The sequence below is a fragment of the Klebsiella huaxiensis genome, from assembly GCF_003261575.2.
Lineage (GTDB): Bacteria > Pseudomonadota > Gammaproteobacteria > Enterobacterales > Enterobacteriaceae > Klebsiella > Klebsiella huaxiensis.
Window position 1 is genome coordinate 6,012,985 of record NZ_CP036175.1, and the last position, 15,189, is coordinate 6,028,173.

The following is a 15,189-nucleotide window of genomic DNA, read 5'->3' on the forward strand; positions in this document are numbered from 1 at the left end:
TGGGCATATGAAAATCCAGAGTAAACGCGTCTGGCTGGCCGGTGGATTCTATCCGGCGCAGTTAACGCTGGAAAATGGCCTGATCAGCGACATTACGCTGGGGCTGAGCGCAAATGCCGATTGCGACTACGGTTCCCTACGCATCATTCCGGGCCTTATCGATACCCACGCCCACGGAGCCTGGAACTACGATACTAACGAAAACGACCCCGAAGGGCTGCGGCGCTGGACATCACGTCTGCCGGAAGAGGGCGTTACCGCATTTTGCCCCACTACGGTCACCGATGAAGACACAACCTTACTGGCCGCGCTGGAAAATATCTCCCGCGTGATGGATGAAGGCTACCAGGGCGCGGAAATTCTCGGCATCCACCTGGAAGGACCGTTTCTTAGCCAGCTATATCGCGGCGCGCAGCCGGAAAAACAGATTCGTCCCGCCAGCGTCAGTGAGTTTCAGGCTTTTGAGCGTGCCGCCCACGGGCGCATTATCGCCATCAGCCTCGCGCCGGAAGAAGATACCGGATTTGCCCTAACGCGCTACTGCGCGCAAAAAGGGATCGTGGTCAATATGGGCCATTCGGATGCCTCCTTCGAGCAGGCAGTGGAAGCCGTTGCCAATGGTGCAAAAAATGTGACCCACGTGTTTAACGGAATGGCGAAATATGTCAACCGCGAGCCCGGTCTGTTAGGCGCCGCGCTGCGCCTCGACGGCCTGTATGGAGAAGTGATTGCTGACGGCATTTTCGTCAGCCTGGTCTCCGCGTCCCATCTGTATCGCATAAAAAATGATGATGACGTCATTATGATCAGCGATTCAATGAAAGCAAAAGGTTGTCCACCCGGTCGCTATATGTTCGGCGGAGAGCCGATGATTTTATGCGAAGATGGTGCAACGCGACGGGAAAACGGCGTGCTGGTCGGCAGTACGTTAAAACTTAATCGCGGACTCTATAATATGGTCGAAGGCGCGATGGTACCTTTTGGCGCGGCATTAAAATCCTGCACAATTAATCCAGCCCGACTTTTAGGTTTAGATAATCACAAAGGTAAATTACAGCGCGGTTTTGATGCCGATATCGTCGTATTAGAAGATAATTACCAGGTCAATACAACTTATTGCAAAGGAGTCATCGCCTATTCCGTAAATTAAGAATAGTTTTATCGATCTGGCATCACATAATTAAGCGGTTATTGAAAAATAACCGCCAATTTTTTATTGCCAAAATTTAATTAAAAATGAGCCTGCTAAAGAATTTAATAAAATGCGACAGAGCTAACATTAAGCCTTGATAAATTCCCTTAAAAATAAAACCACAAAAATAATATGGCTATTAATGCCGTAATACCCATCGCCGGGTCAGTCAGTATAAACAATCTATTGATTGTTGCTGGCTTCAGGAACTTTATTTCTAAGGGAACGACTATGAATATATTGGGTTATCTCCAGAAGGTTGGCCGCGCGCTAATGGTGCCGGTCGCTACATTGCCCGCCGCAGCGATTTTAATGGGTATCGGGTATTGGATTGATCCCAATGGTTGGGGAAGTTCTAACGCCCTCGCGGCGTTATGCATTCAATCCGGGGCCGCCATTATCGATAATATGGGCGTACTTTTTGCTGTAGGTGTCGCTTATGGTATGTCAAAAGATAAAGACGGTGCGGCTGCGCTGGCGGGTTTCGTTGGTTTTCTCGTCTTAACCACGCTGTGTTCGCCAGCCGCCGTCGCAATGATCCAGAAGATTCCAGCAGATCAGGTCCCTGCAGCCTTCGGTAAGATTAAAAACCAGTTTATCGGTATTATGGTCGGTATCATCGCCGCCGAACTTTATAACCGCTTCAGCAGCGTCGAACTGCCCAAAGCACTCTCCTTCTTCAGCGGTCGCCGTCTGGTGCCCATAGTCACCTCCTTCGCCATGATCGTCGTAGCCTTTGCCCTGATGTTTATCTGGCCGGTGGTATTTAGCGGTCTGGTGAGCTTTGGCGAGCATATCCAGAAACTTGGATCGGTCGGTGCCGGGATCTATGCCTTCTTCAACCGCCTGCTGATTCCGGTCGGTTTACACCACGCGCTCAACTCGGTGTTTTGGTTTGATGTCGCTGGAATTAACGATATTCCCAACTTCCTCGGCGGCGCACAGTCGCTTGCCTCAGGCAAAGCGGTACTCGGTATCACTGGCCGATACCAGGCAGGTTTCTTCCCCATTATGATGTTCGGCCTGCCGGGCGCGGCGCTGGCTATTTATCAATGCGCGCGGGCGGAAAACAAAGCCAAAGTGCTGGGTATTATGATGGCTGGTGCCTTTGCCGCCTTCTTTACTGGCATCACCGAACCGCTGGAGTTTTCCTTCATGTTCGTTGCGCCGGTGCTGTACCTGATTCACGCGGTCCTGACCGGACTCTCAGTGTTTATCGCGGCCAGCATGCACTGGATTGCGGGTTTTGGCTTTAGCGCTGGTTTAGTCGATATGGTGCTCGCCTCCCGCAACCCGCTCGCCACGCAATGGTATCTGCTGATCCCAATGGGCCTGGTGTTCTTTGTTATCTACTACCTGGTCTTCCGCTTCACCATCATCAAATTTAATCTGATGACGCCGGGCCGCGAACTGGCTGTAGACGGAAGTGGCGCCGATGGCGAAGACCTGAATATTAGCGCAAACAAAGAGCAAAGCGCTGCAGCGCTGGCCCGCCAGTATATTGCGGCTATCGGCGGGTCTGATAACCTGACCAACATTGATGCCTGCATCACTCGCCTGCGTTTAGGCGTTAAAGATGCTGCTCTGGTGAACGACGCGCTGGCAAGACGTTTAGGTGCCAGCGGCGTAATTCGTCTGAACAACACGAATGTGCAGATTATCGTCGGATTTGTGGCAGAGAAAATCGCCAATGAGATGAAAACTACTGGTCACGTCGACGCTGCAGAAGCTCTGCCGGTCGCCGCGGCACCTACCGCATCCAAACCACGTACGACAACCGCCACCACGGTTATCGCCGAACTGCTCTCCCCGGTCAGCGGCGAAGTTGTCGCTTTAGAACAGGTGCCAGACGAAGCTTTTGCCAGCAAAGCGGTCGGTGACGGTATCGCCATCAGACCGACCAGCCCTATCGTCGTCTCTCCTGCCGCGGGCACAATAGTCAAAATCTTCAACACCAATCACGCGTTTTGCCTAGAAACCGAAAAAGGTGCGGAAATTGTGGTTCACATGGGACTGGATACCGTCGCGCTGGATGGTCAGGGGTTTAAGCGGTTAATTGAAGAAGGCGCAGAAGTCGTCGCAGGACAGCCCATCCTTGAGATGGATCTTGAGTTTCTCAATGCGAATGTACGTTCGATGATTAGCCCGGTGGTGTGTAGCAATGTTGAAGACTTCGCCTGTCTGGAAATCAAGGCACAAGGCCAGGTTATTGCCGGGCAAACTCTGCTCTATGAGATTAGGGGATAAACTTACAGACAAAATGAGACTGATGACAAACTTGGTTTAGATAGGGTGCCGTATTCTTGTCGGGTGACGGCTGACGCCTTACCTGACCTAAAAAAACCATCAATATCATTAGGTTATGCACTCCCCGTAAGCCCGGTAAGGCGCTAGCCGCCACCGGGCAATTCCTGAGACGCACACTTTGTTAGCAATCTGAGACACTTTGTACCTGAGATTCGCGTTTTTTCAGGCTAATAATGGTCAGCGCCAGCACGATAAGCACGATACCTGCGCCCTCCACCAGCCCCGGGTTTTCCCCTAACAGCCACCATGAAAACAGAACTCCGCAGACCGGCACCGCCAGGGTGCTCAACCCCGCGACGCTGGCGGGCAAATTACGCAATACAAACAGCCATAGACACCAGGCCAGCGCTGTCGCCAGAATGGCGCTATATCCCAACGCCCAAAACACGCCGGGTTGCCAGTCAATACTGCGCTGCGGCACCAGCCACGCCACCGCGCTCATCACCAGCGCGCCATACAACATCTGCCAGGTCGTCAACGCCAGCAAATCAACATGCGGATAGCGGACATACATCCGCTTTACCACAATCGCACTGGCTCCCCAGCTCATCCCGGAGAGGATCGCCAGTAGCGCGCTTTTCATTGATGAAAAATCAAGTTGCCACGGTTGCAGCACCAGCAATAAGCCGCATGCTGCCACCCCAATCGCAGCATACTGCAACCGCCGCATGCGTTCGCCTAAAAACAGCGCCGCCATAATCACCACCCAAAACGGCATGGTATAGCTCAGAATTGCGACCTTTCCGGCCCCACCGCTGACCAGCGCCCACTGCGCCAGCCCCACCATACCGCAGGTCTGTAACAGGGCAATCGCCAGCGTATAGCCAAACGGTGTTGGCCGCATCCCACGCCCGCGCAGGAGCAAAACGATAAGCAGCAAAGCGGCACCCAAAATACAGCGTAGCGCGGTAAAATCGAACGCGCCGATATAGAGCGTCACCTGCTTCATCGCAATCCAGCTGTAGCTCCAGATAAGCGTCAGAATAATCAGGCCGCCGAAGGCCCGCAGGCTGCTGTTCCCTGCCATAGTTATCATCTATCCGTTATGAAGATTTTGCGGGCACTATACTCGCTTTGCTGACGGGGCGATAAACCAAAAGCGGCGACGAAGGGTGTTTTCGTCGCCGCAGAGCAGAGAAAGCGGGGATAAATCTAAATCTTACTTACGCCGGGCGCACGCCCAGGGTGTGGCAAATCGCGTAGCTCATTTCCGCGCGGTTCAGCGTATAGAAGTGGAAATCCTTGACCCCTTCGCGGCTTAAAATCTTCACCATGTCCATGGCGATGTTCGCGCCCACCAGCTGACGGGTTTCGGCGTCATTGTCCAGACCTTCGAACATTTTCGACATCCACGTCGGGATCCGCACGTTGGTCATATCGGCAAACTTTTTCGCCTGTTTAAAGTTCGAGACCGGCAGAATACCCGGGATAATTTCCACGTCAATTCCCGCAGAGACGCAGCGGTCGCGAAAACGCAGATAGCTTTCGACATCAAAGAAGAACTGGGTGATTGCGCGGTTTGCACCCGCTTCCACTTTACGTTTCAGGTTGAGCAGGTCAGCCTGGGCGCTTTTGGCTTCCGGGTGGACTTCCGGATAGGCCGCAACGGAAATATCAAAGTCACCCACCTCTTTGAGTAAAGTGACCAGATCGGCTGCGTACATATCCGGCTTACCGCTGCCCGGCGGCAGGTCGCCACGCAGAGCAACGATATGGCGGATTCCACTATCCCAGTAATCCTGGGCAATGGCGCGCAGCTCATCGCGGCTGGCATCAATACAGGTCAGGTGCGGCGCGGCTTCCAGACCGGTACGATCCTTAATGCCTTTGATAATACTATGGGTACGGTCACGTTCACCGGAATTGGCACCGTAGGTAACGGAGACAAACTTCGGCTTCAGGCTGCTCAGGCGATCGATGGATTTCCACAGGGTTTGCTCCATTTCACTGGTGCGCGGCGGAAAGAATTCAAAGGACACATTAATCTGACCCTGCACTTCCGCCAGGCTCTGATTCAGGGCTTCCCGCTGATTGGCGTGAAAAAAGCTCATACCTTACCTCATCAATCGCATTTTATTGTTTGTTGTGTTCGCGAACTTCTATACGTTTAGACGTCCAGATGTAAAAATGACGGAAAAGAGCGCAGGCGTCAATAGAAAAATCTGCGTAAAGAGTGAGGAATATTCAGGCAAGTTGAAAAAAGCTCATCTGTTTTCGAGCCGCTTTACCTACCCCTGTCAACCGGCAGCAGCAAACTCTCAGCAAATTAGGATTTTTTTATCCGCACAATTTTGAAGCACTTCAAATAATCACAATTTCCCCCGATCCGATGATGAAAATGAGGTTGCGATGTAATCTGCCTTGTCCCACGATAAGTAGAACGTTCTACTACAACGTTCTACTTAATAAAAATAACGCAACATTGCGTCTTCATCGGGGGAATCAGCATGGGTCTGATATCTGGGTTCATAAAGTCATTATCAAAATTGTCGATGATTGGCCGGGCATTAATGCTGCCAATTTCACTTCTGCCCGCAGCGGGCTTACTGCTGGCTTTCGGCGATAAATTCCATTTACCGCTGATGATGAACGCAGGCGGGGTCATCTTTGATAACCTCCCGATGCTGTTCGCTATCGGTTCTGCGGTTGGTCTGGCATCGGAATCCGGTATCGCCGCGCTTTCCGCCGCCGTTTCCGTTTTCGTCACCAATATCACCATCGGTACCGTGCTGAGCATTACGCCGGAGATGGCGTCCCAGGGCGGAAAATATGCCATGGTGGTCGGCATCCCAACGCTGCAAATGGGGGTCTTTGGCGGGTTAATTTGCGGCATCCTTGCCGCCTGGTGCTACAACCGCTTCCACTCGTTGCAACTGCCTGAGTTCCTGGGTTTCTTTTCCGGCAAACGTTTTGTGGCAATCGCCACCGCCTTCCTGTCATTTATCCTCGGCCTGCTGCTGCCGTATATTTGGGAGCATATCCAGTCGGGCATCGATGCATTATCGGTGGTTATCAACGGCGATAACCAGGCGGCGTCAACCTTTATCTTTGGTCTTGTTGAACGTGCGCTCATCCCGCTCGGCCTGCACCATATCTGGTATCCCTCCTTCTGGTACTCTTTCGGCGACTTCACGACCCAGAGCGGCCAAATGATTCACGGCGACCAGACCATCTGGTTCAAAATGCTGGAAGAAGGCGTGAAATCGTTCAGTTCCGATAGCTATCAAAACGCGGGTAAATTCATGCAGGGCGAATTCCCGCTGATGCTGTTCGCGCTGCCAGCAGCCTGCCTGGCGATGTACCACGAAGCGCATACCAAAAATAAGAAAATTGCGGCCGGTATTCTCTTTTCCGCCGCCCTGACCTGCTTCCTGACAGGTATTACCGAACCGGTTGAATTCACCTTTATTTTCGTCGCACCGATTTTGTATGTGTTCAACGCCATCATGGCGGGCCTGTCCTATATGGCCATGTACCTGCTGCACGCGCATATCGCCAAGTCGTTTTCCGCAGGGCTTATCGACTACATCTCCTTTGGCATCCTGCCATCGTTGAATGGCTACCAGACCAACTTCCTGAGCGCAGTGTTTGTTGGCGTGCCGATGGCGTTGATTTATTATTTCACCTTCCGTTTCGTCATCCGTCGTTTTGATGTTAAAACACCGGGCAGAACTGAAGTGACCGTGACCGCTGATGACAAAACCGATGCCGAGCTGGCAACGGAGATCATCAACCTGCTCGGCGGCGCGAAAAATATTGATTCTGTCGGTTCCTGTATCACCCGACTTCGCCTGGAAGTTGCCCAGCGAGATGCTGTCGATAAAGATGGCCTGAATGGAATTGGTGCACGCGGGGTGGTATTTGTCGGCGATAATGGCATCCAGGTTATTTTTGGTGCCAGAGCGCAATTTATCGCACAAACCATGTCGGGGATGATTGGCAAATAATCAGAAGGTGTTATGGTGTGGAAGATCGCCCGTCCCTGGCAGGCGATCTTCTTCTATCTGACTGTCATAAAAGCGTTTTCAGGGAGAGATTTTGAAGAAAGTCAGCATCATTGATGTCGCTAAAATGGCGGGAGTTTCCGTTTCTACGGTATCTCTGGTACTTCGTCAAAAAGGGAAGATTTCCGAAGCCACCATTGAAAAAGTCAATGCTGTTATCAACGAACTGGGCTACGTCCATAACGTTGCCGCTGCGAACCTGCGTTCAAATACCTCCAATCTTATCGGCCTGATATTGCGCGACTTTAGCGACAGCTTCTCCATCAAAGTCATGGCCAGCATCGTGCAGGAACTGGAAACACAAGGCTATATGGTTTTCCTCGGCCAGCCACGCGACGATGGCGAATATCTTGAACGCTGCTTACTCTCTTTCAAACAGCAGGGCGTTGCGGGCGTGATTTATCTGGCCTCCGGCTCCGCTACATTGCCCGGCCCGCTGCTTCAATATCCACTTCCGCTGGTTATCGTTTCACAGACGCCGCTGGCGGAAAACTGCAACCAGGTAGTTCGCGATAATCGTCAGGCGGCAAGCCTTGCCACGCGCTATTTAATCGAGCGCGGCCACCGCTATATTGCCTATATCGGCGGTCAGGAAAACGATCTTATTCGTCAGCAGCGCTTGCTTGGTTTTCGCTCCGTGCTGGAGAAATACGGCATGACGATGCGCGATGAATTCATTCCCGCATGCAGTAACGATACTCAGGCCGTCAGCGTTGCTACCCGCCAGCTACTGGAGAAAAACAACGCTATCACCGCGTTACTCTGCCACTCTCCGGACGCCATGATCGGCTGCCTCAGCGGGATTAATCAGGTAGGGAGAACCGTTGGTAAAGACGTCTTCCTTACCCAGCAGGTCGCGCTAGTCGGCTTTGAAGACATGATGCACGTCAATCTGACCTCCCCGTCATTTACCTATGTCTCTTCCGCTAGCGAAGAGACCGGACGCCAGGCGGCAACGCTGATAACGCGCAAGATCAAAGAGCCTGCGCTGCAAACGCAGAGTATTACCCTTTCCGGGCAGCTGGTGACCAGAGAGTCAGCCTGACACTAAGTGGTTCTCCAGCAAAGGAAGCCATTCTTGAACGGATTTATCATTGTGCGGCGCGTATATAACACCGATGCTTAACGGCATTCGTCCCCCTTCATCCAGCGGGCAAAAAACCACCCCCTGACGCTGAATGGCGGAAAATGATGCCGGCAGCAGGATCATCCCTTCTCCACGCGCAATCCGTGCCAGCAGGACGTCATGCTCGGCAGGTTCCTCCACGTATGCGGGCGCATATCCTGCACGGTCAAAAATACGTCGCGTATAGTCAAAAAAATCTGGATTGCGTTCGCGCTTAAACCAAAAAAGCGGCCGATGGTTGAGCGCGCTTAGCGTAAGATTTGCCGCACTGGCCTCTGGCCAGGATGCGGGTAATGCTGCAATTAGCGGCTCGTGATACGGCAAAGGGTGCAGACTCAGCCCTTCGGTATTCAGCGGCAGCGCCACCAGCGCCGCATCGAGTTTGCCTTTGCGCACCAGTTGGGCCAATGCTGGTGATGATTGCCGGGTGACATGCAAAGTGCTCGAATAATCACTCAGTGCAGACTCTACTGCGGCAAAAATACCCTGCTCAAAAGCCGTCGTCAGCCCCAGACGCAGAGGATGTTGCGAATATTCAGAAAGCTGGCTCAGCGCGGCCAGCGTGCGGTCCTGAACCTCCAGCAGCGGCCGAATGATGTCCAGCACCCGTCTCCCCTCGTCGGTAAGAATCAGGCCTTTGGTGTGACGCAAAAACAACGTCACCCCCAGCTGCGTTTCCAGATGGCGGATATGACGGCTTAGCGGCGGCTGCGAAATAAATAGCCGCTGCGCCGCCCGACTGATGTTGTTCTCCTGTGCGACAACGGCAAAGTAGCGCAGCAGGCGAATGTCCAGAGTATGTAAAGATGGATTTGTCATACTGAAAAGGTATCACGAAAAGGGTATTACTCAAGCCCGGCAAACTCCCCTAACCTTCCTCACAACGCATAATCACCATGAGGAAAAAGTTATGACCAGCGTTCGTTTTACTACCGGACAGGAAATGCTGCAGCGCGTGGATGGCAAAGGCGGCGATGCCGTCATCAATAGCCTGAAAGATATCGCTCCCGATTTTGCCCGCTATCTGATTGAGTTCCCCTTCGGCGATATTTACGCCAGACCGGGGCTTGATTTACGTAGTCGGGAAATCGCCACCATCGCGGCGCTAACGGCCCTCGGCAACGCCGCCCCGCAGCTAAAAGTGCATATCGCCACGGGACTCAATGTCGGCCTGACGCAAGAAGAAATTACGGAAGTCATCATGCAGATGGCGGTCTATGCCGGGTTCCCGGCGGCCCTGAACGGCCTGTTTGCCGCCAAAGAGGTCTTCGCGGCGCACTGATTATTTCAGGCCAGGCTAACCGCCCGGCCTGAGGTTCTTATTTCTTCACATCGATGACGCGCATGCCGTTAAGCTGTTCATCCGTTATCTTATTCCCGGCCTTAAAGTAGTCTACTACCGCATTTGAAACGTAGTAGCCGCCAGAAGTGTTACGCGCCTGCCCTTGGGTAAACGCGGCAAACCCATCACCGCCATCGGCAAGGAAGCTATTGGTGGCAATATGATAAACCGCCGCATCTTCAACGGGTTTGCCGTTCAGCATAAATGACACGACACGCTGGCCCAGCGGTTTGCTGCTGTCATACTGCATCTCCAGGCCTTTGGAGACCTGCAGCACGCCGTTGCTCAGCCCTGCACCGTGTTCCATCAGGCTGCGCAACTGCTTGCCGCTCAGATCCATGGTGACCAGCTCGTTCGGGAACGGGAAAGTACTGATAACAGCTCCCATGCTCACCGCCCCGGCAGGGATTTCATTACGGATACCGCCCGAATTGGTTAACGCCACCTGCGTCTCCTTACCTGCCGCCAGCATCAATGCATCTGCGGCAAGATTGCCCAGCGGCGAAGAGACGCCATAAGCGCGGGTCAGTTCAACAGGCGATTGAGTAATAACCTGCTGCACCACCTGATCCAGTTTCTTATTCCAGCCATCAATGACCTGCTTCGTTTGCGGGTCGGCCTGCCACTCATCGGCATAAATAGTTTTCAGCTCGAAGCTCTTCACCGCAAACTGATGCGGCTTCTCCTGATAATCCAGCACCAGTTTCCCTACGTCGATGCCGCCGCTATCGGTGGAAAGAATCAGCGTATTACCCACTTTAATCGGCTCCGGCGTGCCAACATGGGCGTGGCCGGTAATCAAAACGTCCAGCCCTTTGACCTGGCCTGCGGTCTGAATATCTTTATCCAACGCGCGACGCACATCGGTTCCTCCCTGGCTCGACTGACGCGCCGGAACGCCTTCATGAATCAGGGCGACGGTCAGATCCACTTTGCCCTTAAGCTCATCAATATAATGCTGTAGCCATTTCACCTCATCGCGCGCTTCAATACCGACCCGCGTCGCGGCGGAAACCGTATCGTCAAAAGCAAACACGCCGTGCAGGCCAATCACGCCGATTTTCACGCCATCTTTTTCGATAATAGTATACGGCTTATCCCAGAACGCTTTATCGCTGTTCTGGTAGAAAATATTGCCCTGCACAATCGGGAATTTCGCCTGGCTAAGCTGGAGCAACGTATTGTCCCAGCCGTGATCAAACTCATGATTACCGATGGTTACCGCGTCGTAGGGCATGGTGTTCATAATATCGATGATCGCTTTGCCCTTGGTCAGACTGCTGATATAGGGGCCGGTAAAATAATCACCGGCATCAAAAAACCAGGTCGCATTATTTTTCGCTTTTTCCTGTTTCACCATCGTCGTGATATTCGCCCAGCCGCCGATATCCCGCTTACCGTCGGCAATCCACGGCACTTTATAGGGTTCGACATGGGCATGAAGATCGTTGGTGTAAATGATGGTGACATCTTTGGCGCATGCCCAGAAAGGCAAGGTCAGCAGGATAACGGCGCTCATTGTTTTTAATTTCATCGGAGTTCCTTTCAGAGAGGTAAAGAACCGCTAAGTTACGTTCTGAAAGACTTTTTTATGTGAGAGCATTCACATTTGTATGCAACTTGAGCAAGGCAAAATTAACGACCTGCAAAAATCGTTGGTATTGGCCTGTAAATGGATAACCTTTTTACCCTTAACGCCTGCAAAACCTACGGCTGTCGCAATTTAGGCTTACCGTCTGCGGCCGACTATCATTCCCCGGACTATCGGCTGGGCTATCCCGCGCTGCACTGTTCAGCCTGCGGCAGCTATCCGCCCCTATTTAATGATGAAGAGTTCCGGCCCTGGCTGGCCGCTTATCTGACCGATTACGCCCAACGCGAGGGCTATTTTTGCCCGGCCTGTTACCAGCGGGACATTATTCGCTACGGCTACAATCCGAAGGGAACCCAGCGCCTTCAGTGCCGCCGCTGCGAAAAAGTCTGGACGCCGAAACTCCCGCACCCCGCCGCGATTGCACTTCCGCAGCATATTTGCAGCGTGCCGCTGATCGTGCCATTTCAGGGGACTCATGAAGGGCAAAAGCTCTATGTTTTGCTGAGTTTCGACGCCGTTCGCGGCAATGTGCTCCATCTGTCGACCAACTTTACCCCTCTTTCGGCTGGCGCATCATTACGTTATCGCTGGCGGGGAACGCCAGAGACGCAGGGCGCGGCTGGCGATATCGTTCAGCGAGTTTCGCAGACCGAAGCGGGCTTTTTGCAACGCAGTCAGTTCGATGAAATACAGTACGGCAGCGCCGCACCAAAGCGAAATTCCCGCGGCAGTATTCTGCGTCCGGTTATCGCCGCGCACGGCCACTTCAAGCTGCTCAGCCATCGGTTTCCTGAGGTGAAAACGCATGTGATTGCCCATGAATGTTTTTTACGCGGTGCGGCAATCGTTGCCTGGGCTAAGGTGTTCCGCCAGCGGCAGGGAGAGTTGTGGTATGTGGAAGAAGAAATAAATAATCCTGCCAGCTCAGCCCCGTGGCGGCTACAGGGAAAAACGTATCATGGCTGGTGGCAAAATCCGTGGCAGCTCTGGACGCAGGAAGAGAACCAGAAAATGACCTGCCTGCTTGCCGGTACTTCGGGTAAGAGCGCCTTCACCCCGGATCTCGCGGCCAGCCGATGTTTCACAACATGGCTGGAAAAGAGGCCAGAGTTCACACAGAGCGCCCTGTTTTCCGCAGGACGCGTGACGCAAATACTGGCCTCGTTAGCGCGAGAGTATAGCGCGGCGCTTACAGCAGCTGCGCCAGGCGGTTGATATCGGACTGAATCGCCCCGGCGGTCACATCACGACCCGCGCCCGGTCCGCGGATCACCAGCGGGTTATCGCGATACCAGCGGCTCTCGATGGCAAAGACGTTATCGCACGGCAGCAGGGCAGCCAGCGGATGCTCTTCGCGCACCGCCTCAACGCCAACGCGGGCTTTACCGTTGGCGTCAAACCGCGCCACATAGCGCAGCACCAGGCCCATTTCACGCGCCGCTTCCAGACGCTGTAGCATCTGCTCGTTCAGCTCTTCGCCATTCTCGAAGAAATGATCGACGGAACCCTCTTCACAGTGGGCAGGCACCAACGACTCAACGCGCACCTGATCCGGTTCGATGTCATAACCCGCTTCACGCGCCAGGATCACCAGCTTACGCATGACGTCTTTCCCGGAGAGATCGACGCGCGGATCCGGCTCGGTCAGCCCCTGTTGCCAGGCCTGATCGACAAGGTCGGTGAACGGCACGGTGCCGTCAAACTGCAGGAACAACCACGAAAGCGTGCCGGAGAAAATGCCGCTCAGCGCCAGGATATTATCGCCGCTATCAATCAGATCGCGCACCGTGTGGTTGACCGGCAGCCCGGCACCGACGGTGGCGTTGTATAACCAATGACGGCCCGTTTTCTCAAACGCGTCATGAATCTGCCGATATTTACTGCTGCTACTGGCCCCCGCCAGCTTATTCGCGCTGATAACGTGGAAACCATGGCTAGCGAAATCAAGGTACTGATCGGCCAGTTGCTCGCTGGCGGTCACGTCCAGCACCACTAAATCATCGTACGGATGCGCACGCATCCACAGGAACAGTGACTCTTCATCCTGTTCAACGGCTTCATCATTAAAGAAAGCGAGCGCGCGACTGGCGTCAAGGCCTTCGTAATTGAGCAGGCTACGGCGGCTATCTACCACGCCGGCAAGGATGAACTCAAAACCGGTACGGGCGGAGAGCGTAGTCTGCTCGCGAGCAAACAGCTCCAGCCAGCGGGAACCGATATTACCTTTGCCAAACAGCACCAGACCAATGCGCTTTTCCGCACGAAACAGCGACTGATGCAGCCCCTGGATCAGGCTTTCGGTCGGCCCGGCGCGCAGGACCGCGACCAGGCTGATGCCCTCTTCCGATTGCCAGGTAAACTCCACCGGCTGGCCTTTTAGCTGCTGCCAGAAACGGTGGCAGTGCAGCGGATTACGGGTCACACCAGCGCCAACCATCGCTACCAGCGCCAGCTTCTGACGCAGGCGCAGCTCACCCGGCAGCCCTGCTTCATCCAGCAGTTTAAGCGCGCTGTCGGCCACCTCAGAGGTGTAGCAGAATTGCAGCAGCTTACGATCGGCATGTACACCAACCGCCAGCGGACGCAGCTGGGCGCGTTTTAAAATGGCATCCAGCTCTTTATGCGCCAGTTTGAAATCCTGACCGCCTGGCACCTGGAACTCAATCAGGCAGACATCATCATGACTGGTGACAATCCGCGCCCCGGTGCCGGAAGCCAGCACGCGCTCGATACGCGTCGAACCCTGATCCGGCGTATAGCTACAGCGTAATTGTAAATCGATATCGCTGCCGGATACCGGCTGCAATGTACGGGCATGCAGCACCGGAGCCGCCAGACGAGCCAGTTCGCTGGCTTCGTCAAGACGCAGCAGCGGCAGCAGGCAGGCATCTTTTACTTTACGCGGGTCCGCGCTGTAAACCCCGGCCACATCGCTCCAGATAGTAACGCGAGACGCCCCGGCCAGCGCGCCAATTTGGGTCGCGGAGTAGTCAGAACCATTACGTCCCAGCAGTACGGTTTCTCCGGCATTGTTGCGCGAGATAAACCCGGTCACCACCAGACGTTTATTTGGATGCTGCGCCATCAACTGCTGTAAAAGCGGGTAGGATAAACCTTCATCCACCTGCGGCTGCGCGGAGCGCTCGGCGCGTAAGAAGCTACGTGCGTCCAGCCAGGCAGCTTCTACGCCCAGATGATTGAGCACCGCCGCCATCAGGCGGGCTGACCAGACTTCGCCGTGGCCGACGACTTCGGCATATATCGCGTCCGTCACGCCGCTATCAAGCAGCCCGGCCAGGCGCTCAAGATCGTGAATAAACGTGGCGATCAGCGTATCGGCAGCGTCTGCCGACAGCAGCCCGGAAATCAGCTCCGTCTGGTAACGACGAAGCGACTGTTGCACTTGATGCGCAGAGAGACGATCGGTTTGGCTGAGTTTCAGCCAGCTAATCAACTGGTTGGTGGTACTGCCGGCGGCGGACACGACCATCATATCGCCCGCCTGCGAATACTCCGTCATGATCCCCGCGACGCGCAGGTAACATTTCGCATCCGCTAAACTACTCCCACCAAACTTGTGCAGCTGACGACCCTTCGCCCCTGCCTGCGCAATCACACTCATGT

11 protein-coding genes are annotated in these 15,189 nt (G+C 54.0%); 6 read left to right on the top strand and 5 right to left on the bottom strand.

Annotation, left to right across the window (positions count from 1 at the left end; all coding sequences use genetic code 11):
* Positions 1-7: 7 nt before the first annotated feature.
* The gene (gene nagA / locus DA718_RS28760; RefSeq protein WP_112216355.1) at positions 8-1,150 is read left to right on the top strand and encodes an N-acetylglucosamine-6-phosphate deacetylase; all 1,143 of its coding nucleotides are present in this window, start codon (positions 8-10) and stop codon (positions 1,148-1,150) included.
* 273 nt (positions 1,151-1,423) lie between these two features.
* Positions 1,424-3,439, top strand: a complete 2,016-nt coding sequence (gene nagE, locus DA718_RS28765) for an N-acetylglucosamine-specific PTS transporter subunit IIBC (protein ID WP_112216354.1) — start codon at positions 1,424-1,426, stop codon at positions 3,437-3,439.
* Positions 3,440-3,620: 181 nt separating this feature from the next.
* On the opposite strand, the gene DA718_RS28770 is transcribed toward nagE, so the two are convergent.
* The gene (locus DA718_RS28770; protein WP_167492839.1) at positions 3,621-4,526 is read right to left on the bottom strand and encodes a DMT family transporter; all 906 of its coding nucleotides are present in this window, start codon (positions 4,524-4,526) and stop codon (positions 3,621-3,623) included.
* Positions 4,527-4,662: 136 nt separating this feature from the next.
* The gene (gene metF, locus DA718_RS28775; protein WP_112216353.1) at positions 4,663-5,550 is read right to left on the bottom strand and encodes a methylenetetrahydrofolate reductase; all 888 of its coding nucleotides are present in this window, start codon (positions 5,548-5,550) and stop codon (positions 4,663-4,665) included.
* A gap of 396 nt (positions 5,551-5,946) precedes the next feature.
* Here metF and DA718_RS28780 point away from each other — a divergent pair, with 396 nt between their 5' ends.
* Both DA718_RS28780 and malI read left to right on the top strand, forming a co-directional pair.
* On the top strand, positions 5,947-7,446 hold the full coding sequence (locus tag DA718_RS28780; protein WP_112216352.1) for a PTS transporter subunit EIIC: 1,500 nt from the start codon (positions 5,947-5,949) through the stop codon (positions 7,444-7,446).
* Between the two features lie 91 nt (positions 7,447-7,537).
* Positions 7,538-8,548, top strand: coding sequence for a Mal regulon transcriptional regulator MalI (gene malI, locus DA718_RS28785; protein WP_112216351.1), 1,011 nt, complete (start codon positions 7,538-7,540; stop codon positions 8,546-8,548).
* Here the strand turns inward: malI and DA718_RS28790 are convergent.
* Positions 8,540-9,448: a LysR family transcriptional regulator gene (locus DA718_RS28790; protein WP_112216350.1), complete on the bottom strand. Its 909-nt coding sequence runs from the start codon at positions 9,446-9,448 to the stop codon at positions 8,540-8,542. The two genes, malI and DA718_RS28790, sit on opposite strands and share 9 nt — an antisense overlap.
* A gap of 91 nt (positions 9,449-9,539) precedes the next feature.
* On the opposite strand from DA718_RS28790, the gene DA718_RS28795 reads away from it, so the two are divergent.
* Entirely contained in the window at positions 9,540-9,911 is a 372-nt protein-coding gene (locus tag DA718_RS28795) for a carboxymuconolactone decarboxylase family protein (RefSeq protein WP_112216349.1), read from the top strand.
* 37 nt (positions 9,912-9,948) lie between these two features.
* Here DA718_RS28795 and DA718_RS28800 read toward each other — a convergent pair whose 3' ends face one another.
* Positions 9,949-11,505: a bifunctional metallophosphatase/5'-nucleotidase gene (locus DA718_RS28800; protein ID WP_112216348.1), complete on the bottom strand. Its 1,557-nt coding sequence runs from the start codon at positions 11,503-11,505 to the stop codon at positions 9,949-9,951.
* 138 nt (positions 11,506-11,643) lie between these two features.
* Here DA718_RS28800 and DA718_RS28805 point away from each other — a divergent pair, with 138 nt between their 5' ends.
* Complete coding sequence (locus DA718_RS28805) at positions 11,644-12,780, top strand: cytoplasmic protein (protein WP_112216347.1); 1,137 nt, start codon at positions 11,644-11,646, stop codon at positions 12,778-12,780.
* Here the strand turns inward: DA718_RS28805 and DA718_RS28810 are convergent.
* The gene (locus DA718_RS28810; protein ID WP_112216346.1) at positions 12,755-15,187 is read right to left on the bottom strand and encodes a bifunctional aspartate kinase/homoserine dehydrogenase II; all 2,433 of its coding nucleotides are present in this window, start codon (positions 15,185-15,187) and stop codon (positions 12,755-12,757) included. The genes DA718_RS28805 and DA718_RS28810 overlap by 26 nt on opposite strands.
* Positions 15,188-15,189 lie beyond the last annotated feature (2 nt).

Excerpts from the sequence above, each read along its gene's own strand:
- DA718_RS28810 (WP_112216346.1), bottom strand. The coding sequence starts at position 15,187 with ATGAGTGTGATTGCGCAGGCAGGGGCGAAGGGTCGTCAGCTGCACAAG.
- DA718_RS28795 (WP_112216349.1), top strand. The coding sequence starts at position 9,540 with ATGACCAGCGTTCGTTTTACTACCGGACAGGAAATGCTGCAGCGCGTG.
- DA718_RS28800 (WP_112216348.1), bottom strand. The coding sequence starts at position 11,505 with ATGAAATTAAAAACAATGAGCGCCGTTATCCTGCTGACCTTGCCTTTC.
- nagE (WP_112216354.1), top strand. The coding sequence starts at position 1,424 with ATGAATATATTGGGTTATCTCCAGAAGGTTGGCCGCGCGCTAATGGTG.
- DA718_RS28770 (WP_167492839.1), bottom strand. The coding sequence starts at position 4,526 with ATGGCAGGGAACAGCAGCCTGCGGGCCTTCGGCGGCCTGATTATTCTG.
- nagA (WP_112216355.1), top strand. The coding sequence starts at position 8 with ATGAAAATCCAGAGTAAACGCGTCTGGCTGGCCGGTGGATTCTATCCG.
- DA718_RS28780 (WP_112216352.1), top strand. The coding sequence starts at position 5,947 with ATGGGTCTGATATCTGGGTTCATAAAGTCATTATCAAAATTGTCGATG.
- DA718_RS28805 (WP_112216347.1), top strand. The coding sequence starts at position 11,644 with ATGGATAACCTTTTTACCCTTAACGCCTGCAAAACCTACGGCTGTCGC.
- metF (WP_112216353.1), bottom strand. The coding sequence starts at position 5,550 with ATGAGCTTTTTTCACGCCAATCAGCGGGAAGCCCTGAATCAGAGCCTG.
- DA718_RS28790 (WP_112216350.1), bottom strand. The coding sequence starts at position 9,448 with ATGACAAATCCATCTTTACATACTCTGGACATTCGCCTGCTGCGCTAC.